Raw genomic sequence first — 20,356 nt, forward strand, 5'->3', positions numbered from 1 at the left:
ATGAAAATATTCTGGGTAGTGGGGTGGTGGCTGTATTTGCAGACTTTGTGGGCACACTCTCCCCTTTTGTCAGGAGATATTTGGACTACTAGTGCCTTGGGATTGATCTCCAACCACCTGTTGCCCTCTGATCAGATGGGATAGTCCGTACAGCCGGATATTATACCTGTGTAGGTATAACAGAAGACACCCCAAAAAAAATGACCGTAACCCCTATTAATTCGACCGTAAACCTTTTGAAAATGACTGTAAATACACCATTTGGTTGTGAAAGGAGATAATTTTTCGGGGTTATATTGATTACCTGCTATTTCATTAAAGTAAAAATGAATATTTTTTCAATAGTATTCAAATCATCTACTGGATACCCTCCTTCTTTTCTCGCTAACTATCCATTTCGATCGTATCGATTGGAAAATCGACCGTAAAAGCCTGAAAAACGACCGTAATCAATATAAAAATGACCGTATTTTCTAATCGACAAGCTACTGCCCTTGTAGTGATTGCTGAATGCACAGATCGATCACAAATATATATACCACCCAAGGTATATAATAAGACATTTCAAAAGAATTGCCAGTAATCACCCTAAAAATGCCAGTAAACCATCTGAAAACGCCAGTAAACCTATTTAATGAGCCAGTAAATTTTAAAATAGGAGATGATTTGCTTGGTGGTTTCAATAAATACAAATTAATTTTAACCACACTATAATGATACCCCCTCCGTCTTCATATTTTGGCCGGGTTCATCCCCATTTTGCCAGTAAAACCTCGAAAATTGCCAGTAATCATCTTAAATCCGCCAGTAAACCTCAGGAAAGTGCCAGTAACTGTGGCGGCAATGAACCACAGGAAAGTGCCAGTAACTGTGGCGGCAATGAACCACAGTATAAAAAACAGGGCCCCGAAAGGCCCCGCCAACAAATCTATCGTTTCGCAATATATCCCGGTCGCGGTTTCTGCCCCGAATAGGGTTCGACCAACCGATTTTCCACGCTATTAAATACTAGGAACACGTTGCTGCGCGGCAGGGGGGTGATGTTCCCGTTTGAGCCGTGCATGATGTTGCAATCGAAAAAGGTGACGGAGCCAGCTCGACCTGTGCAGCTTTTGATTCCGTACTTTTGCACTAACGAGGTCAAGCTCTCTTGATCAGGGACCCCGTATTCTTGTTTACGCAAAGATTCTTTATAGTGATTCTCTGGCGTACGTCCGACGCAGCTGATAAAATCCCGATGTGATCCAGGGATGACCATCAGTGGTCCGTTAAATTCGTAGTTGTCCTCGAGTGAAATCGAACAGCTCAACGCCCGCATGCGGGGCATTCCATCCTCGACATGCCAGGTTTCGAAATCTGAGTGCCAATAAAACTCTTTACCGGTGAATCCCTTTTTGTAGTTAATCCGTGACTGATGAACATATACTTCGCTGCCGAGAATCTGCCTAACAATCCCCTGAATTCGTGGATGCTGTGACAGCTCCCCAAAAACCTTGCTGCTTTCGTGGATGGCAAAGATCGAGCGAATCTCCTGGCTTTGAGGTTCGCGAATGACCTCGTCAGCCGCCGAGTCCTGATTCACCGCCCAAAGCCGATTTAATTCATCACGCAGCCCCTGCACTTCTTCTTCGGAAAAGAAACCTTCCATGTGAAGGTACCCATTGCCCTCATAGAAGCCCAGTTGCCCCGAATCAAGAGGGCCATCTGCCAAACCCGCCGCCTGATCCAAATACACAACGGGGTCCAGGCGTGGAACGATCTCCGAATGCCCGCTTTCACGGGAGAGATACAGATCCTTTTCCACCTTTACATTCATGACCGTCCCCCCTGTAACTCGGGCTCCTCTTCGACCAATGGATAAGTACCTTCCTCATCATGTACCTCGCGACCTGTCAATGGGGGATTGAACACGCAAACCACGCGCATATCTGTTTTTCCTCCACGCAAGTAATGCTTCTCATTGCCATTGAGGGCATACATGGTTCCGGGGGTGATCGGATAAACCTTCCCTTCACTGATCACCTCGATTTCACCTTCCCCTTCGATACAGTACACCGCTTCCACGTGGTTTTTGTACCAAATCAACGTTTCTGTCCCCGCTTTAATAACCGTATCATTCAGTGCAAAGCCCATACCATCCTTCTTCAAAAGGAAACGGCGGCTGTTCCATGTTTCTGTATCGACATCGTCTACTGTTCCAATGATTTCATTCAAATGTTTTACGATCATAACTAGTTATCTTCCCTTCTACTTATTTTGTTTACAAGTTGCAAAACTTTCTTCAAGAATCCGCAGCCCTTGTTTCAACTCTTCTTCAACAATGGTCAAAGGCGGCATCACCTTTACTACTTCCCCATTTGGTCCGGAGGTTTCCATGATCAGTCCGCGTTCAAAAGCGGCTTTGCAGATCTCATCAGACAGCCCTTCGACCCCAATTTCAATGCCTTGCATTAGTCCTCTGCCCCGTGCTTTCGCCTCCATCTCCGGATAGCGCTCGGCAAGTCCCTGCAGGCAAGCTTCCACCATCTCACCCTTTCTCGTAATCTCTTGGCTAAACTGATCGTCTTCCCAATAGGAAAGGGCCTCAGTCGCTGCGACAAAAGCGAGATTATGTCCACGGAAGGTTCCATTATGTTCACCGGGTTCCCAAACATCGTGCTCAGGTTTAATCAACGTAAGAGCTAGTGGAATCCCGAATCCGCCAATTGACTTAGACAAGCAAATGATGTCCGGCTGAATTCCCGCTTTCTCGAAACTAAAGAAGGTTCCCGTTCGGCCACAGCCAACCTGAACATCGTCGACAATGAGCAAGATCCCCCAACGCCGGCAGAAGGCCTCCACCTTTTTCATCCACTCGAAGCTGGCCACATTGATTCCGCCTTCTCCTTGAACGGTTTCAAGGATGATCCCAGCAGGCAAAGACACCCCGCTTCCGTTATCCTCCAAATAACGCTCCATATAATCAATCGTATCAACGTCTTCGCCGAAATAATTTTCATAAGGCATAGAGAGGGTATGCGGTAAGGCGATGCCCGCCCCGTCTCGTTTAAATTTGTTTCCGGTAACTGCCAAGGAGCCAATCGTCATCCCGTGAAAAGCATTCGTGAAACTCATGATCACTTCACGCCCCGTCACTTTGCGGGCAAGCTTTAGCGCACTTTCTACGGAATTGGTCCCTGTTGGTCCGGGAAACATGACTTTGTATTCGAACCCTCGTGGTTGTAAAATCACCTCTTGAAACTTTTGCAGCAGCTTTTCCTTTGCTACCGTAGCCATATCGAGACTGTGGGTGACCCCGTCGTCCATCATGTACTCGATGATTTTGGCCTTCATCTGTGGGTTGTTGTGGCCATAGTTTAAAGCCCCAGCACCGGCAAAGAAATCGATATATTCGCGTCCTTCGCGGTCCCAAAGCTTGGATCCTTTGGCCTTATCAAAAACCGTGGGAAAGCTCCGGCAATAGCTTCTAACCTCCGATTCGAATCGCTCAAAGACATGTAATGGTGAACGCAGTTTTTCTTGAACTGCCATCAAATCCCCCCTAGTTATATTCGTTTTCGTTTAAACGGACCAATCTGGTACATCATTTCCGACTCGTGGCCACCACCCGGAAACAGCTCCTTTGGGAACCCCTCTGTCACTTCACACTCCGTGTTCATGTTGCGGGCCAATGCTTGGAACAAGGATTGCGATGGCCGATTAGATGGTGAGATGGTCGTTGCCAGATAGCGAACCTTGTCACAGGCTTTGCGTTGCAAGAGCTCCTCCAACATCTGACCCGCCAATCCTTTCCGACGCTGCGATGCAGCCACACCAACTTGCCATACGAAAATGGTATCCTGATTAGTTGGCAGCAGATAGGCAGATATAAATCCGACGACCTCCCCATCCTGCTCAGCCACGACACAGGTCTCTTTGAAAAATTCGCAAAGCATTAAGTAGCTGTACGAAGAATTCAGATCGAGTACACCAGTATCCTTAACAAGAGACCAAATTTGTCCGCCGTCTTCCATCCGCGGTTCGCGCAGAATGACTTTGTTCAGCGTCTTTGTCGACATTCGTTTTCACCTCCTTTAAATCGAAAATGGGAATGAGCTTAGGTGATAGTTATTCAAATAACTAAGAAGTTTTCGCCATTTTTAGTGGACTCGCTTCTACTCGTAACGAGCACCATTTCCCATTTGCTGAATTTTACCTTTTCTCTAATTAATCTTAACACACCTTGACCAATCGCTCACCCTTGATATAAAGGGATTATTTTGGAAGTAACTTCCTATTCTTGACTGAGAACGACTCAGGAGCCTATATTCCCTTTTTCCTCCCAGTTCGTTCAGGATCCTCCCAGATCCTCCTGATTTGCCAAATCAGTCGTTTGAACAGAACTTGTTCGACAAGTTGGACAAATTTTCGGCGAGTTATTTCCATTTTTTCCGTTCTAAGATAAAATAAAGAGTGAAATCGTGTGGGGGGCATTGTTGTGCAAAAAACATGTGTTCAAGACTATTTAGAGGTGAACCGGGACGTTCTTTTGGACAATTGGATGCAAAAAGTCATGATCAATCCCAATGATCCGTATAAGGATTTGATTAGAACAAATGGTTCAATCATGCTCACCATGGTGATATCATTCCTGAACAATCAAACGGATGTGGAAAAGATCCAGTTTTTTGCAAATAAAGTGGCGATGGAACGGCTCAAAGCAAACATCAATATTGGGGAATATGTCTACAACGTGAATCTCGGAAGAAGTGAGATCCTCGGGCATTTGCCTTTTATGAACCTGTCTGCTGAGGAACTCCATGAAGTGATCAATAAGATTAATTATTGCTTTGACAAGTTCTTATATTTTACCGTTCATAATTATACAGAGGTCAAAGCACAGCTTTTACAGGAGAAAAACTCTTTTATTGATCAAACCCATAAAGATCGCTTGACGATTTTGGGGCAGATGTCTTCTAGTTTTGTTCACGAATTTCGGAATCCTCTGACTTCTGTCATTGGCTTTATCCAGTTGCTTCGGGAAAAATATCCTGATCTGGAATATCTCGATGTTCTTACTACAGAACTCAATCAGTTGAAGTTTCGGATCAATCAATTTTTACTTGTATCAAAAAAGGGTGTCATCGAAAAGGACAGAATCAAGTTTAATCTAGCGCAAACCTTTCAAGAAACGTTGGAATTTCTATATCCTATCCTGGTTGCAACGGATGCTATGGTTGATCAGGATATTGACCATTCCATCGAACTCTATGCCTTTCACGAGGAATTCCGGCAGGTGCTGGTTAATATCATTCTGAACTCTCTAGATGCCCTTAGTGAATGTGATGAAAAATCGATTCGAATTAAAGGATACATTGATGGGGATTCCATTCACATAAGCATTGCGAACAATGGACCGATGATCCCACAGGATAAAATTCAGACGATTTTTGAACCCTTCTTTTCTACAAAAAAGCTGGGAACTGGGATTGGTTTATATGTTTGCAAAAAAATTATCGAGCAGCATAATGGAACCATCCATTGTGAGTCTGATAAGGATTGGACAACCTTTCATATCATTCTACCAAAAGGTTGTGAATCCTAATAATTTATCAAGATTTGATCCATGCTAAAAGTATAAACCGGGGTCAGATCCCTGTCGGTATTTGTTGGAGAAACAATCCTATTTACGTTTTAGGGTTCTGAATACCCACCGCATTCGACAAATTTGGACCGGGGTCCGACCCCCTTACCTGGGAGGAAACAATGGCAACAGATGCTGATAAAAAGCAAAGAGAACGGTTAAAAAAGTTAAAAAAACAGCGGGAAAGCATTAAAAAGGCCGCGAAAAGGGGGAAAGTGGTCAGCAAGAAAAGTAAAGGGAAGTTTATCATTCCGAAGACTAAAGACGGCAGGCCGATCCCTACTCGTCAACCGCGTCCACAGGCAGATCCAAGTAAAACGGGAGATGAGTAACCGAATAGAGAATCCGCATTTAGCTGCGCATATTGGGGGTCAGACCCCTGTCGAAATTTGTAGAATCGATATTCCTGTATAAATGTATAGGAATTATTACACTATCCATTCAACAAATTTCGACAGGGGTCTGACCCCCTTGTCCGTTGACTTATAATTTTTCAAGAATCCCGTACAGTTCTTCAAGGTGCTTGATCTCATAAGTTGGGATCACTTCATTGCGCTCCTTGTTGTGACGGTTGATCCAGACCGACTTAATCCCGGCACGGGTAGCACCAAGAATATCGGTCATCAGGTTGTCGCCAACCATGATCACTTCTTCTTTATCTAATCCCATTAAGGATAAGGCATGGAGGAAAATCGATGGATCAGGTTTACCTCGGCCAAATGCGCCAGAGATCACGATGTGGTCAAAGTAAGGAACAAGCTCAGGTGTAATTGTCAGTTTGGTGTTTTGCAAATCGGGTGATCCGTTGGTGAGCAACAACAGCTTGTACTTCCCTTTTAGTTCGTCTAAGACTTGGAAGGATTCTTCATAAACAAACGGTTTTTGCCGGCGCTCAGCAGGGAACCGTTCAGCCAGTTCATGTCCGAATTCGGGATCGTCGATCCCACAGGCTTTTAATCCTCTTGTCCAGGATTCCTTGCGGTAGTTGGGTACGATCTCCTTCATTTTGCGGAAGTTTTCCTCGTCATCGAGAAAGTTCCCCCATAATCCTTCAAAGGGGTTGATTCCGATCATTTGTGTAAATGGGTAGGTTTCATAGGAGGCATACAGTTCTCTTGCCTCTTTGCGAACAGCTTCCTCCAACACGGCCGGGTCAAGCTGATTATACTTTTGCTTTGCTGCCTCGCAGGTAGCACAGAATGCTTCCTGTACGCTCTTCTGGTCCCATAACAGCGTATCGTCCAAATCAAAAAAGATTGCTTTAATCATCGAATTAAGCCTCACATTTCTTTGTTGTTGTTTTCCAACTCAAGATTACAAGGAAATGGGCTTGGTTTCAAGTCAGAGTTTAGTGGTTGGGTGGTTGTTGTTCATCCTTATCGGCATTATACCCAGTCATCAGGTCCATGTGCTTCTCCCCTTTTGCCTGGACCTTGAACTCTTTAATCTCTCTTTTCATATCCCCTTTGCTTAGGGTAATGATTGTATACCATTCTCCTTCCATCCCCACTGGAAGCTCCACCGTATAAACTCCTTCCCCGGCTTCCTTCATCGTCCCTTGGGTCGGGTGGTTCATCATGTCCATGTTCAAATATACATGTACGCTATCCACAGCTGCGGGGTTACCCTTTTGATCCTGCAGCTTCACCGTATACAACGTCATTTCCCCTGTCAGCACTGGATTCTTTGCTGCTTCCAAACTTACCTTGATATCCTCTAGTTTTACTGGTGCATCAGCAGATGCCGATCCCACCTGATCAGAAGGCGAACCCGCTGAATCCCCACCGCTGCAGCCGACCATCAAACCTAATGTGAAAATCGTGCAAACCATAAGTAATTTTTTCATGTTCTCCCTCTCCTTTTATCCTAATGGATTTAGATAGACGAGTTTTCCAGTGACGATCAGGATCCCGATGCCAATCAAGAGAATCCCGCTAAAAATGGTAATCGGGCGCATATATTTCTTCGCTTTTCCTAATTGCTTAAGGGCATATGTGCTAACCAGACCGATGAGTAAAAAGGGAATTCCAAGTCCTAAGCCATAGATCAAAAGCAAGAATCCACCCTGCCACACGGTTGCACTGTTACTTGCGAGAACCAAGATCGACCCTAAGAACGGCCCCACACAAGGCGTCCAGGCAAAACCAAAGGCGAGCCCCATGAGAAAAACACCAATTTTTCCACCCTTACCAGCAAACAGGCTGTCCATTCGATATTCCTTTTGCATAAAGTTAAATTCGAGGATACCAAGTAGATGCAACCCAAACAAAATGACCACAAAGCCTAAAGACTGCGAGATGATCGTTTGATATCTGGCTAGCATGCTACCCAATGCCGAGGCAGACATCCCTAAGAGAACGAAGGGAACAATTATCCCAATGACAAAAATCAGAGTGCGGTAAAACACCGTTTTTCTAGAAAATTGATTTTGCTGCAGTTCTGCCACCGAGATGCCCCCGATGATTGCGAGCAGGCTTGGGATTAAAGGAACGATACAGGGTGATAAAAAGGAGAGAATCCCCGAAGTAAAGGCGATTAGGAGATTCATAGCTTTTCACTGCCCTTTTTTTGGTAGTAATCATTATAGTAGCCTTGATAGTTGTTCAGCAGGGATTCTTTGTTTGCTACGACATAGGGGTAGCTCCCCAACAGATTTCCTTTCTCATCAAAGAAGACAAAGGTTGGTGAGGTGGTGGCCCCGTAGTGGTTGGCGATACTGCGATCGAGGTCGAGTCCCCAAGGATAATTCATCTCGTATTCCGCAAATTTCTCCGCGATCTTGTTCTCCTTTCCACTGAAAACAACGGTAATTAACTGGATTTCATCCTGTTCCTCGGCGATTTCCTTCATAAAAGGAATCGTATAGCTGCAGCAGTCACAAGGAACCGCAACAAATTGCAAGATCAACTTTTTCTTCCCGAGATAATCATTTAGGTTCACTGCCTGCCCATTTTCCAAAGAATCTATGGTTGTCAGATCCTTCGTCCCATTTCCGATCCCTCCATAAAAGAAATTGGCATAAACGAAGTATCCGGCCCAGACAAGGAATACCAGCAGAATAGCGATATTTAAACCTTTCTTCATCAATAACACCTCCGTTTGATTTCAGTATAAAAGCCGGGGCAGAGGCTGCACATGGCTCAAGTGGGCTATTCAGAGGGGCGTTTGGTGACAGTTTGTTGACATGAAAAAAGAGCCCTTTTGCAGGCTCTCATTTTTGCAGCAAACCATGCCGGATGGCATAGGCGGTTAATTGAATGCGATTTTCGAGTGATAGTTTTTCCAGCATGTTTTTGAGATGATTTTTCACGGTATTCTCCGCAATGGAAAGCTGTTCAGCGATCTGCCGATTGGTCTCTCCTTTGGCAACATGGATGAGAATTTCCTGTTCCCGCTGAGTCAGGATGTTAAGGTCAGGCTGAACTGCATGTTGACCTGAGCGAAATTGATGGTATAGACGATCGGCCATTTTCCGTGAAACCTCAGGGTCTTCGTCAAGCAGGGCATGCAGATAGGCCAGCCACTCATCAGGGTCCATATTCTTCAATAGATATCCCTGGGCACCAAATTGGAGTGCCGTGAACAAATCTGCCACATCATCGGAAACAGTCAGCATCACGATTTTGATCGTTGGAAAGCGGTGTTTGATCTGTTTTGTTGCCTCTAGACCATTGATCCCTGGCATGCGAATATCCATCAGCACCAAATCGGGTTGATGCTCTTCACAAAGTGAGAGGACTTCTTCCCCATTTGTCGCCTCCGCTATAAGTTCAAAAGCGTCATCTTCTTCCATTACACTGCGAATTGCCCTGCGGGCCATGGGGTGATCATCGGCAATAAGAACACGGTACTTCATGATTTACTCCCTTTCACTAGCTTTAATTCTGTGCCACCGCTGGCGGTGTTGATGAACTCCATCGTTGCGCCCAGTTCCTTGGCTCGATTTCCGATGATCGATAATCCGTATTTTTGTGGGGGAATTTGGGGTTGTGGATCAATCCCACGGCCATTGTCGGATATCGTTAAGCTCCATTTTTCGTGATCGGCAATAAATTTGATACAGGCCTCTGTCGCCTGTGAATGCTTCCTGATGTTGGTGAAGGCTTCCTGAACAATCGCAAACAACTGAATTTCTTCTCTTGAAGTAAAGGATTGAGGCTGGACTGTGATCTCCAACTGTTGCATTTTAATCCCGGTCATCGTGCTCCACTCTTCCACCCACCTTTTCAGCCGATCCTCAAAAACAATTGTATCCTCGGGCTTCGAACGCAAATTAAAAATCGCTTGCCGAAGGTGGTTGTCCAACTCAGAAACCGCAAATCCGGCTTCTTCAACCTTCCCCTTTTTTAAAGAGACCTGCAGGAAAAACAAGATTTGCGCCAAATCATCATGGAGTTCCCGCGCGACCCTTTCCCGTTCTTCATAAATCGCCCTTTTCGTCTGTTCTTCACTGAGCCGGCGGTTAGTTTTCTCGATAACATGAAACATGAAGCTGGCAAAAAAATAGGAAAGGATCAGCGAAATCAATGTCGTCATCCAATTCCCTAGTTCCATGGATAAACGTTCAGACAAAACTTCGTGACGCAAATATTCAAACCCCCCTATGAAGATCGGCGGAAAAAGAATCGCAGCTATTTTTAGGGTGCGAAGTGTCATGGATATGTCCCCCTTTGGCCTTATTTTATCAAATGCAACCGTTTTTAAGCTGTGAACGATTCGTTACTATACAGTGTCAAACCTCGGTCCAAATTAGTAGACTATTACTCCCAGAGTGACCGCACCCAAGTCCATTACCTTTTTGGTTGAAATCGGTAAATTTCGACTGGGTCCGCCCCTATATCTAAGGTATACTGAAAAAAACAATGTGGGGGGCGAGATGACGATGGATCTAACTAATCAAGTTGCAGTGATCACCGGGGGTGCCGGAGGGATCGGTTCTGCTACTGCCGATCTTCTTTCCGAGCGAGGAGCATTGGTTGTGATCGCTGATATTCATTTGGGGAATGCCAAGAAGGTTGCAGATGCCTTGGTTAATAAGGGTAGACAAGCCTTTGCTATGGAAGTCAATATGATGAGTGAGGAATCCGTGGAAGGGCTGGTGGCAACCGTAAAGGAAAAGCATGGTAGAATCGATGTGCTTGTGAATAACGCGGGGGTGCTAAGTGCCGAGCCGATGCTTGACCTGGCTGTGGAACAATGGGACCGGGTGATGGATATTAATTTGCGGGGAACTTTTTTGTGTTCCAAAGCAGCGATGCGTGTAATGGTGGAGCAAAAGTCGGGAAAAATTGTCAACATCGCCTCGATGGCTGGACAGCTCGGCGGACTCAAAGTCAGCCCAGACTATACAGCCTCCAAGGCCGGAATTATTAGTTTGGGGAAAGCCTTTGCCCGCTATGGCGCTGCTTATGGTGTCAACGTCAACAACGTTGCCCCTGGCTTAATCGAAACCGACATGACCAGAGGCCGCGGCGACGACCCTGCTTCTGTGCCGTTGGGGCGCCTGGGGACAGCGGAAGACGTGGCAAAGGCTGTATACTTTTTGGCTTCACCACTATCCGATTACATCACGGGGACGACGATTGACGTCAATGGCGGATTGTTGATGCGGTAGGATGGAAGACCCTAGGGTCAGGAGTCTGCCCGAATGACACAGCCCGTTTGATTTGTCAAACGGACCGAGGAGACCTTAATTTGGGTAAAATCCCCCTTTTCTTGAGGTGCGGAGGACCCAGAAGACCTTATTTGCCTTAGAACCTTCGATATTAGATGCTTAACGGCGGAATAAGGGCTTCTGGGTCCGGATGCCCCTTGAATTTTGGCGTTTTGGTAAAAATAGCGGCTATTAGGTCCGCTTGATTTGGCGAACGGACTGAGGAGGCCCTATTTGAGAAAAATCCCCCTGCTCTGTCCGACTTACTCGAATTCCCTACCACTTCAACGGTATTTTAATCTCCGGTCCTTCAAGCTTCCTAGCCAACCTCCATCAAACACTAGTGGATACTCTCCCTTTAGCTCAGCTTTTTGAAAATGGTCTTCCTCTCGTACAGGGATCGCCAAATTCGGTCGCAATACCGGATATACCGGCTTCTAAAAATATCACCGGTGTTTAAGTACAATCTTGTCTTTTTTATCCGAAAACTCTAGATTAAGTTTAATCTTGTCCTCTTTGTTCATTGTTCGATTGATCGTTCCAACGAGGAAGCGAATTTTGTTTCCTTCCGTTTCAACAACCATGTCGGCAAGATTTCCTTCCAGGATTCCTTCCCGACTTTCTAGTTCAATGTGGACTCCCTTTAATTCAGGCAGGGGCTCTTGTTGATGCTTATATTCGAGTTCCACCCAGTTGACCTTCTTTTCTTCATATAAATCGGCATCGTAAATGTACTTCGCAGTCCAATCCTTTCCGTCACCGCTATACTCTACGACACCATCGCTTACTGTGGTTGAACTGCATGCTGTGATAAATAGACAGCTGAATAAAAACAATAACAATCTTTTCATTATGCTTCCTTTCATAGGCAATTTTGGTATCTCCATTTGGTTTAGACGAGTATCGTTGTAAAAAAGTTACATTTGAAGAGAATAAGAAGGCGTTAGCGGGGTCTAACCGTTAATTAGTTGATCAACTAATTAAACTTTGATACACTATTTATAGTAACTATTAAAAGGTAATCATTTCAGAGGAGGAACACATCATGAGCAGTACTGTTTTAGAAAATTCTCGCCAAGCAGACTTTGCTATTGATCCTGTAAATTTACGTCGTTGGTCACCTAGATCTTTTTCAGAAAAGGAGGTTCCTGAGGACGTTCTGCTTAGCCTTTTTGAAGCGGCACGGTGGGCCCCTTCTGCGTTTAATCACCAGCCTTGGCGATTCATCATTGCAAGGACAAAGGAAGATCGAGAGATTTTTCATCCGTTTATTTCAGAATTTAATCTTGCATGGTGCAAAAAGGCACCTGTGCTTGCCCTCATTATCTCAAAAACAAGCAATGAAAATGGTCCAATTCCATCACACGCCTTTGACACTGGTGCGGCTTGGGGTTTTCTGGCTCTGGAAGCGGCGAGAAAAGGGTTGATCACCCATCCGATGACAGGCTTTGATTTTGAGAAGGCTCGGGAAATTTTAAATATACCTGAGGATTATGCAATCGATGCATTGATTGCTATTGGCTACCAAGGGGAAAAAGCAGCGCTACCAGAAGCCCTTCAAGAAAGGGAAAACCCGTCGCAGCGCCGACCTGTGAAGGAATTGATGTTTGAAGGTGGATTTGGTCGAGTGGTGAAATAGTTAAGTAAAAGCGAAAAGTCCTTGAGAAGGTTCCTCAAGGACTTTTTCCATCAAAGGCTTGGTTGATTTATCCTTAAGAACCCTCCTCAAGAACTTTTCCCATCAAAAACTTGGTTGATTTGTCCTTGAGAACCCTCACCATCACATAGGAAAAGGCAGGACCCCAGGTCCCACCTTATGAAAAATCCGCAATAATGCATTCCTTAATCTCTTCAATATGTCTTCCCATGCTTTCTACTGCCGCACCTATATCCCCTTTTTCTAGGGCTTTGAGGATTTCCTTATGCTGTTCATTAGCCTGAAATGGGCGATCAAAGTTGGTCGTGTTGAGCACCCCAAACCACTTGATCTGTGACGACAAGGTCTCCATGATGGAGATTAACCGACTGTTATTCGAATAAGTAATAATCGTATCATGAAGGTGCCGGTCTGCCTCGAAGAATGGTTCAACGTCCCCATTTTTCAGGGCCTTCTCCGCTTCCTCTGCCTCCAACAGCAGCGCTTGAATACGCACCTTTGGAATATGTTTCGCTGCAAGCCGAATCGCTTGGCATTCCAAGGGCTTTCGTACATCGTAGATGTCCTCGATGTCCTTGACTTTTGGTGTGGCAACAAAGGAACCGGAACGCGGTTTGACCTCCACTAACCCCTGCTGTTGCAGTAGGTTTAGGGCATCACGCAGAGGCGTCCGACTAACCCCTAGCTTCTGGGTGAAATCATCGTAATGGATCCGCGTTCCCGGCTTTAATTTATTTTGGATAATCTGATCACGAAGATATAAATAGACTCGGTCGTTGAGACATAAATTGTCAAAACCTGATTCCATTTTTCGTTCCACCGCCTATGTGTTTAAATCTTTTGTTATGGGACCGAATTTCATTATTCGTTTAACTAACTTATACTCTCTCATCCCGAGCCGCAAAAATCAGATTCCCCGAAGTCTACTTGCTATGGATCGTCGCTTGATTCACCAGGTGATGTGGAGCTTCCCCTTTTAACACCCGTGCCACCTCTTCAGCAGCCCTGCGCCGGGATTCGATAATGGATTCCTCGGAATAATAGGCAGCGTGTGGCGTGACGATCACATTTTCAAAATTGAACAGCTTTGAATCCGGTTTCCAATCGCGGCGTTTGGCTGGTTCCTCTTCAATATCATCGAGACCCGCTCCAGCTACTTTACCGCTTTCCAGTGCTCGAATCAATGCCGCTTCATCGATCATCGGCCCCCGTGCGGTATTGACGAGGATCACCTGATCCTTCATCATCGCAAATTCACGATCACTTAGCAAGTGCAACGTTTCCGAGGTTAATGGAGCCTGCAGAATGATATAGTCACTCTCCCGTAAGAGCGTTTCGAAGGATACGGATTCGACTTGATACTCCTTGGCCCTCTCCGGCGTCATCCGGGGAGTGTAGACCAAGGGTTTGATGCCAAACCCTTGGACTCTTTTCGCAATTTCCATCCCGATCCGTCCGAAACCAACAATCCCCACTGATTTTCCCTGCATCCGATAGATGGGTTTCGCTGATTGCCATCTCCACTCGCCTGTCCGTACCCTGTTATCATAAACTTTAATTTTTTTAATCAAGGTAAGCAGCAGTGTGACAGCGTGATCTGCGACCTCTTGGTGGCAATAATCCGGCACGTTGGTCACCATAATCCCGCGTTCTGAAGCGGCTTCCACATCGACAATATCCACACCGGAGCCATAGCGGGCGATGATTTTTCCTTTTTGCATTTCTTCGATGATGCGGCGGCCGACATGTGAATACTGGACAATCAGCGCGTCTGCATCTTTTGCAGGGCCGATCAGCTCTTCTTCACTTTTCGCATTCAAACCGACAACCTCGACCGCATCCCCTAGAGCATCCTTTAATACGTTTGTTTCTACGTCGATATTTCCGAAGTCATAATCTGTGATGATTACCTTATATTTTTTCGCCATTTCTTCACCTCGATCAAATACCCCCAGGCGTATTTGCGCCCAGATTTTTTCGAGCTGGCTCGAAAAACCACCTTTGAAAATCTGTGGCATCCGCCGGGGGCTTTAAGTTTATTCAGTAGGGGTTTGAACCCCCGCTAAATAAACCTAAAAAACACTAGTCACCAATGCGTACAGAAACCAACTTTTCAATGAGATATTCCTTCATTCCGTGGTGTCCGCCTTCTTTTCCATATCCGCTTTCCTTGATACCGCCGAACGGAACTGCTGCATGGATTGGAAGCGAATCGTTCACACCTACAATACCGAATTGCAATTGCTCAGAGACGCGGTGGCTGCGGGATATATCATTGGTATAGAAATAAGCAGCAAGTCCGTAAGGCGTGTTGTTGGCTTTCTCAACCACTTCTTCTTCGGATTTAAAAGTAATGATTGGAGCCACTGGTCCAAATGTTTCTTCATAAGAAATCAACATCGATTCGTTTACGCCACCAAGAACGGTTGGCTCATAGAAGGAACCATTAGCAAGCTCTGGAGCAGTTGGGCGCTTTCCACCGACTAATACTTTTGCACCCTTGGACACAGCGTCTTGAACATGTTCCTCTGATTTTTGTACGCCTTTCATATCAACCAAAGGACCAACACTGGTGTTTGGATCCAAACCATTTCCAACTTTTAATTGAGCTACTTTTTCTACCAACTTGTTGCTGAATTCTTCCACGATGGACTCATGAACATAGACACGGTTCATACATACGCAAGTTTGTCCCGCGCAGCGGAATTTACCAGCAACAAGGCTGTCAACTGCAAGATCGATATTGGCATCTTCAAATACGATGTAAGGAGCGTGTCCGCCAAGTTCCAAAGAAAGCTTGGTAACGGTGTCTGCTGAACCTGCAATTAACTTCTTCCCTACTTCGGTAGATCCAGTGAAGCTAAGCTTTTTCACTTTTGGACTTTGCAGCAATGTTTGAGATACAAGCCCTGCATCTCCTTGAATCAAGTTGACAACCCCTGCAGGGATTTCCGCTTGCTCGAAGATTTCAAAAATCAATTTAGCCGAAAGCGGCGATTGGCTTGCAGGCTTCACAACAACGGTACATCCCACAGCGATTGCTGGAGCGATTTTACGAGTGATCATGGAAACAGGGAAGTTCCAAGGAGTGATCGCACCCACAACACCAATTGGTTGCTTCAAAACAGATACGCGCTTGTTTGCTGCATTAGACGGAATCGTTTCACCGTATACGCGACGACCTTCTTCTGCATACCATTGTACATAATCAATCGCAGCCTGTACTTCACCGCGCATGTCGATTAAGGATTTCCCCATTTCAAGGGTACCAATGCGAGCTAAATCTTCTTTTCTTTCACGCATGATTTCTGCAACACGATAAAGATAGTTGCTGCGCTGGATCGCAGGTAGCTGAGACCACGTTTTGAATGCTTCATCTGCTGCATTAATCGCTTCTTCGATTTGTTCTTTTCCTAGTTTTGGAACAGTTCCAACAACTTCACCTGTAGCAGGGTTCTTTACAACAACTTCGCCAATTCCTTTTTCGATCCATTTTCCGTTAATATACATGTATTTACTCCTCCTTAGAATGCGTTTTTATAAATTTGAAGTAGATCATCTTTTGTTGCTGTGCGTGGGTTGATGCTAACCAACGGGTTATCTGCGCACTCCTCCACCATCCGCGGCAAGAAGTCTTCCGTAACGCCTACCAGAGAAAGCTTCGCGGGAACGTTTACATCTTTGATCAGACGTTCAATCGCGGTGACTGCTTTTTCTGCGGCTTCGCTTAGTGACAAGCCTTCTGTAGATTCTCCCATCAACTTGGCCACTTCAGCATACTTCGCTGTCCGTGCAGGCAGATTGAATCGGGTGGAATGTGGTAAAAGAATGGCATTGGCCACACCGTGCGGCACATTAAAATGGGCTCCTAGCGGATTACAAAGGGCATGGCATAATCCCAGTTTGGCATTGTTAAATGCAAGACCAGCGATCAGGCTGCCTTCCAGCATTTTCGAACGAGCTTCCAAGTTATTTCCTTGATAGACCGCTGTACGAAGGTTTTCTGCGATCATGCGAATCGATTCTTTGGCTAAGGAATCTGTCACAGAGTAAGACATCTTTGATGTAAAAGCCTCAATTGCATGTGTTAAGGCATCCACACCTGTGGCAGCGGTAACATGCGGCGGCACCGTTAAGGTTAATTCAGGATCGACAAGTGCCCAACGAGCTGCAACGTTCCGTCCTCCAACGGAATATTTCAGCTTCATCTTAGTGTCTGTGATTACTGTAACCGTTGTCACTTCACTGCCGGTTCCAGCTGTGGTTGGGATCGCTATGACAGGAAGAATCGGCTCTTTTACCTTACCAACTCCTCTGAAATCAATGATGTCTCCACCATTTGTTGCTAGAATCCCGATTGCCTTTGCTGTATCCATCGAGCTTCCTCCGCCAACTGCGATCAACAGATCTGGCCGTTCGTTGGTCAAAGCGACAAATGCCTGATTCACGACAATGTCCGTAGGATTGGGCTCCACCCCATCGAATACGCTTGCTTCACAATTCACTTCTGCAAGTTCATCCATAATGGGTTGAATCAGCCCAGCATTGAGAACCCCTTTATCGGTGACAATCATCGCTCTGCGGAATTGCTCTTGCTGAATGATCGCCTTGATCTGCTTAAGCGAGCCAGCGCCTAAAAAGATTTCTGTTGGACAAATGAAGTTAGAAATCATACCCTTTTCCATCCCTTTACTCTAGTTTTGTGACAATCATGATGCTTCTAACTTGTTTAGTAATATCTAATATATTAGTATCATAACGCATTTTATAAATTTGTACAATCATTTGTGTTTTAAGAATATTATTTTTTGGTTAGAGCGGTAGAAATATTGTAGGTGGTTGGTGATTTTTTCATGGTAAAATAGGAGAAAAAAGGGAGGGGCAGGCGGGACGAGGTGCTCACTTTTATATTGGTTGTCTTGGCTTTGTTTCTGATCCCAGGTCCTGCGGTGACGCTGACTGTTGCACGAAGTGTTTCTGGTGGGCGACGGGTTGGGATCTGGACGGGGGTTGGCATCGCGGTCGGTGATCTGCTGCATACGATTGCTTTGACACTGGGGATCTCGGCCTTGATTATGACCTCTGCACTTGTCTTTGAAATGATCAAATATCTTGGGGCGGCTTATCTCGTTTATTTAGGAGTTAGGATGTTGTGGAGTCGGAAGGGATCAGAGGGGCACGGGCTGCCGGAGGTTAGGCCAATTTCTTCGGCTCAGGCTTTTCGCCAAGCGGTGGTTATCGAACTGCTGAATCCGAAAACTGCCCTCTTCTTCCTCGCCTTCCTTCCTCAATTCGTCCGGCTTGATCAAGGTTCAGTTGCCGTTCAACTAGTGACGCTTGGACTGGTCTTCGTTTTGATGAGTATCCTCTATACTTCTTTGCTCGCGGTGTTGGCCGGGAGCTTGGGAAAGTGGCTTACGTCTCGCCCGCGGTTTATGGGCTGGCAGGATAAGGCGGTTGGAGCGATTTACATTGGCTTGGGCTTGCAGTTGGTTTTGCAGGAGAAGGGCTGATTTGTTTTTCTCCTGAGTTGGTGGAATAATGGGCTAAAAAGGGATCGGCCTCCCGCACGAATAGGGGGAGCCCCCCTTATTGAAAAGTATATAGGCCTAGGTCTGTCGATTGCTTGTGGAAAGTGGAAAGGGCTGTTTCGATAAGCGGAGAAATTCCGGTTAATCGGTCTAAAAGCGAAATTCGGACTAAAATAAGCGGAGTTTTTCCGGTTAGACTGATTAAAATCGTATTCTACGCAACTTCCCTGAAGATAAGCGGAAATTCTCCGGTTATATCACAATCAATCGACAGGCACAATACTCCCCCTATTTTCGACAGCCATAGTCGACGCACAAAAATCATATAACCAGAAAGGCGGAAACCAATAAAATGAAATGGGATCATATTATACGCGGCGGTACACTTGTTACCCCACAAAACATGTTTGAAGCAGATGTCTACATAAAAGATGGAAAAATTGCGGCGATCTCCAAAGAACCTTTGGAAGGCGAGGCTGCGGAGGTGACCGATGCAAAAGGTCGCTACGTCCTCCCTGGTTTAATGGATACCCACATCCACTCCCGTGACCCGGGTCCAACGTATAAAGAGGATTTTTCTACTTCCACGATGGCTGCGGCGGCTGGCGGGATTACCACGGTGTTCGAAATGCCAAACACAAAGCGCACAATCAACAACGTGGAAAACTTCCATGCCCAGGTGGAAAATTTGTCGGCGAAAGCCCATGTAGACTTTGGTTTGTGGGCGATCTGCCTTGGGAAGCTCAACCTGGACAAGCTGCAAAGCTTAAATGAAGCGGGTGTGATCGGGTTTAAGTTTTTTTGGGGCTATGCGATCAACAGCAAAACTTACGAGTTGGCCTATAATTATACCCCAGGGATGCCTGATGTAATCCCTCCTCTTCACGATGGAGAGGTTTACCTGATGTTTGAGGAAGTGGCGAAAACAGGAAAGATCTTCGCCATCCATGCGGAGAACAATGACTTAATCCAATCGTTGACGGAAAAAGTGTTGGCGAGTGGACGCCGGGATTATGAGGCATTATTGGAAGGACGTCCTCCTTTAGCAGAAACCGTGACCGTTTCGACCGGGATTCATTTTGCCCGAGCAACGGGCGCAAGGCTGCATATCCTTCATGTCAGCGCTGGGGGGTCTGTCGATGTGATCGAACAAGCACAAAGAGAAGGGTTGCCGATTACAGCGGAAACCTGTCCACAATACCTCTTTTTGTCTAACGAAGATTTTGAACGAATCGGTCCCATGATGAAAATTTATCCGCCAATCAAGTACCGCGCGGATCAGGAACGGATTTGGAAAGGGCTGCAGGATGGCGTGCTATCTATTATCTGTTCCGATCACGCACCACATACTTTGGAAGAAAAAAATGGAGACCTCTGGGAGATCCCTGCTGGGATGGTCGGCGTGGAAACGATGGTGCCGATGCTGCTGAATGCTGTTTCCGAGGGTCGATTGACACTGCAGCAAGTGGTTGCCTTATGTTCGGAAAATCCAGCCAAGCAGTATGGGATATACCCGCAGAAAGGCTCCCTTGCGGTTGGGACGGATGCTGATTTTACAATTGTCGATATGGGTAAGCGTGTCGTAATCAAAAGAGAGAACTTGCACAGCCGTTCGCAAAATAGCGGTTTCGATGGGGTGGAAGTAACCGGCTACCCAGTGGGAACCATCGTTCGTGGACATACTGTGATGAAAGATGGGGAGATCGTGTCAGGGCCGATTGGGCAAGTGGTGCTATCGCCGGCGAAGTAGGGTCAGCGGTGGCTTGTGGAGACCTATAGCCATTCTCCCATTGAGTCAGTGTGGTGGGAGCCGGGATGTTTCCCCTGATCAGAAGGGATAGGGCCCTTGGTGAGGAGCCAACCCCTACCAATTTAAGTGGATTTAGCACCTT

At 45.9% G+C, this 20,356-nt stretch carries 22 protein-coding genes; 6 read left to right on the forward strand and 16 right to left on the reverse strand.

What is annotated here, in order from left to right; translation table 11 throughout:
* Nucleotides 1-384: 384 nt before the first annotated feature.
* From J2Z37_RS10075 to ectA, 5 genes are all read right to left on the reverse strand, one after another.
* A complete protein-coding gene (locus J2Z37_RS10075; RefSeq protein ID WP_209810135.1) occupies nt 385-546 on the reverse strand; it encodes a hypothetical protein in 162 nt (53 codons plus the stop codon).
* 382 nt (nt 547-928) lie between these two features.
* The gene (gene thpD / locus J2Z37_RS10080) at nt 929-1,816 is read right to left on the reverse strand and encodes an ectoine hydroxylase (protein ID WP_209810136.1); all 888 of its coding nucleotides are present in this window, start codon (nt 1,814-1,816) and stop codon (nt 929-931) included.
* Nucleotides 1,813-2,229 (reverse strand): ectoine synthase, encoded by a 417-nt coding sequence (locus J2Z37_RS10085; RefSeq protein ID WP_209810137.1) that lies wholly within the window; start codon nt 2,227-2,229, stop codon nt 1,813-1,815. The genes thpD and J2Z37_RS10085 overlap by 4 nt, the downstream gene beginning before the upstream one ends.
* 18 nt (nt 2,230-2,247) lie before the next feature.
* Complete coding sequence (ectB, locus tag J2Z37_RS10090) at nt 2,248-3,531, reverse strand: diaminobutyrate--2-oxoglutarate transaminase (protein WP_209810138.1); 1,284 nt, start codon at nt 3,529-3,531, stop codon at nt 2,248-2,250.
* Between the two features lie 14 nt (nt 3,532-3,545).
* Nucleotides 3,546-4,058, reverse strand: coding sequence for a diaminobutyrate acetyltransferase (gene ectA, locus J2Z37_RS10095; protein WP_209810139.1), 513 nt, complete (start codon nt 4,056-4,058; stop codon nt 3,546-3,548).
* A gap of 419 nt (nt 4,059-4,477) precedes the next feature.
* On the opposite strand from ectA, the gene J2Z37_RS25990 reads away from it, so the two are divergent.
* Complete coding sequence (locus J2Z37_RS25990) at nt 4,478-5,584, forward strand: histidine kinase N-terminal domain-containing protein (RefSeq protein ID WP_342453809.1); 1,107 nt, start codon at nt 4,478-4,480, stop codon at nt 5,582-5,584.
* Between the two features lie 161 nt (nt 5,585-5,745).
* A complete protein-coding gene (locus tag J2Z37_RS10105; protein WP_209810140.1) occupies nt 5,746-5,955 on the forward strand; it encodes a hypothetical protein in 210 nt (69 codons plus the stop codon).
* A gap of 151 nt (nt 5,956-6,106) precedes the next feature.
* Here the strand turns inward: J2Z37_RS10105 and J2Z37_RS10110 are convergent, their stop codons facing one another.
* From J2Z37_RS10110 to J2Z37_RS10135, 6 genes are all read right to left on the reverse strand, one after another.
* Nucleotides 6,107-6,892 (reverse strand): HAD family hydrolase, encoded by a 786-nt coding sequence (locus J2Z37_RS10110; RefSeq protein ID WP_209810141.1) that lies wholly within the window; start codon nt 6,890-6,892, stop codon nt 6,107-6,109.
* Nucleotides 6,893-6,971: 79 nt separating this feature from the next.
* Nucleotides 6,972-7,469 (reverse strand): FixH family protein, encoded by a 498-nt coding sequence (locus J2Z37_RS10115; RefSeq protein ID WP_209810142.1) that lies wholly within the window; start codon nt 7,467-7,469, stop codon nt 6,972-6,974.
* A gap of 15 nt (nt 7,470-7,484) precedes the next feature.
* Nucleotides 7,485-8,171, reverse strand: coding sequence for a cytochrome c biogenesis CcdA family protein (locus J2Z37_RS10120; RefSeq protein WP_209810143.1), 687 nt, complete (start codon nt 8,169-8,171; stop codon nt 7,485-7,487).
* Nucleotides 8,168-8,707, reverse strand: a complete 540-nt coding sequence (locus tag J2Z37_RS10125) for a TlpA family protein disulfide reductase (RefSeq protein WP_209810144.1) — start codon at nt 8,705-8,707, stop codon at nt 8,168-8,170. Before J2Z37_RS10125 ends, J2Z37_RS10120 begins: the two co-directional genes overlap by 4 nt.
* A gap of 127 nt (nt 8,708-8,834) precedes the next feature.
* Nucleotides 8,835-9,482, reverse strand: a complete 648-nt coding sequence (locus tag J2Z37_RS10130) for a response regulator (protein ID WP_209810332.1) — start codon at nt 9,480-9,482, stop codon at nt 8,835-8,837.
* Nucleotides 9,476-10,279: a sensor histidine kinase gene (locus tag J2Z37_RS10135; protein WP_209810145.1), complete on the reverse strand. Its 804-nt coding sequence runs from the start codon at nt 10,277-10,279 to the stop codon at nt 9,476-9,478. Before J2Z37_RS10135 ends, J2Z37_RS10130 begins: the two co-directional genes overlap by 7 nt.
* A 226-nt stretch (nt 10,280-10,505) precedes the next feature.
* Between J2Z37_RS10135 and J2Z37_RS10140 the strand changes: the two genes are divergently transcribed.
* Entirely contained in the window at nt 10,506-11,237 is a 732-nt protein-coding gene (locus tag J2Z37_RS10140) for an SDR family NAD(P)-dependent oxidoreductase (RefSeq protein WP_209810146.1), read from the forward strand.
* A gap of 485 nt (nt 11,238-11,722) precedes the next feature.
* Here J2Z37_RS10140 and J2Z37_RS10145 read toward each other — a convergent pair whose 3' ends face one another.
* The gene (locus J2Z37_RS10145; RefSeq protein WP_209810147.1) at nt 11,723-12,127 is read right to left on the reverse strand and encodes a hypothetical protein; all 405 of its coding nucleotides are present in this window, start codon (nt 12,125-12,127) and stop codon (nt 11,723-11,725) included.
* 194 nt (nt 12,128-12,321) lie between these two features.
* Here J2Z37_RS10145 and J2Z37_RS10150 point away from each other — a divergent pair, with 194 nt between their 5' ends.
* On the forward strand, nt 12,322-12,915 hold the full coding sequence (locus tag J2Z37_RS10150) for a nitroreductase family protein (RefSeq protein WP_209810148.1): 594 nt from the start codon (nt 12,322-12,324) through the stop codon (nt 12,913-12,915).
* A gap of 175 nt (nt 12,916-13,090) precedes the next feature.
* Here the strand turns inward: J2Z37_RS10150 and J2Z37_RS10155 are convergent, their stop codons facing one another.
* From J2Z37_RS10155 to J2Z37_RS10170, 4 genes are all read right to left on the reverse strand, one after another.
* Entirely contained in the window at nt 13,091-13,741 is a 651-nt protein-coding gene (locus J2Z37_RS10155; RefSeq protein ID WP_209810149.1) for a GntR family transcriptional regulator, read from the reverse strand.
* 115 nt (nt 13,742-13,856) lie between these two features.
* Nucleotides 13,857-14,951 carry a C-terminal binding protein gene (locus J2Z37_RS10160; protein WP_209810150.1) on the reverse strand — a complete coding sequence of 365 codons (1,095 nt, stop codon included), beginning with the start codon at nt 14,949-14,951 and terminating at the stop codon, nt 13,857-13,859.
* A gap of 64 nt (nt 14,952-15,015) precedes the next feature.
* Nucleotides 15,016-16,443: an NAD-dependent succinate-semialdehyde dehydrogenase gene (locus tag J2Z37_RS10165; RefSeq protein ID WP_209810151.1), complete on the reverse strand. Its 1,428-nt coding sequence runs from the start codon at nt 16,441-16,443 to the stop codon at nt 15,016-15,018.
* Nucleotides 16,444-16,457: 14 nt separating this feature from the next.
* Nucleotides 16,458-17,606 (reverse strand): iron-containing alcohol dehydrogenase, encoded by a 1,149-nt coding sequence (locus J2Z37_RS10170; RefSeq protein WP_209810152.1) that lies wholly within the window; start codon nt 17,604-17,606, stop codon nt 16,458-16,460.
* Nucleotides 17,607-17,828: 222 nt separating this feature from the next.
* Between J2Z37_RS10170 and J2Z37_RS10175 the strand changes: the two genes are divergently transcribed.
* Nucleotides 17,829-18,446 carry a LysE family translocator gene (locus J2Z37_RS10175; protein ID WP_209810153.1) on the forward strand — a complete coding sequence of 206 codons (618 nt, stop codon included), beginning with the start codon at nt 17,829-17,831 and terminating at the stop codon, nt 18,444-18,446.
* Nucleotides 18,447-18,816: 370 nt separating this feature from the next.
* Nucleotides 18,817-20,214 (forward strand): allantoinase AllB, encoded by a 1,398-nt coding sequence (gene allB / locus J2Z37_RS10180; RefSeq protein WP_209810154.1) that lies wholly within the window; start codon nt 18,817-18,819, stop codon nt 20,212-20,214.
* Nucleotides 20,215-20,356: the final 142 nt, after the last annotated feature.

It is taken from the genome of Ammoniphilus resinae, from assembly GCF_017873965.1.
GTDB lineage: Bacteria > Bacillota > Bacilli > Aneurinibacillales > RAOX-1 > Ammoniphilus_A > Ammoniphilus_A resinae.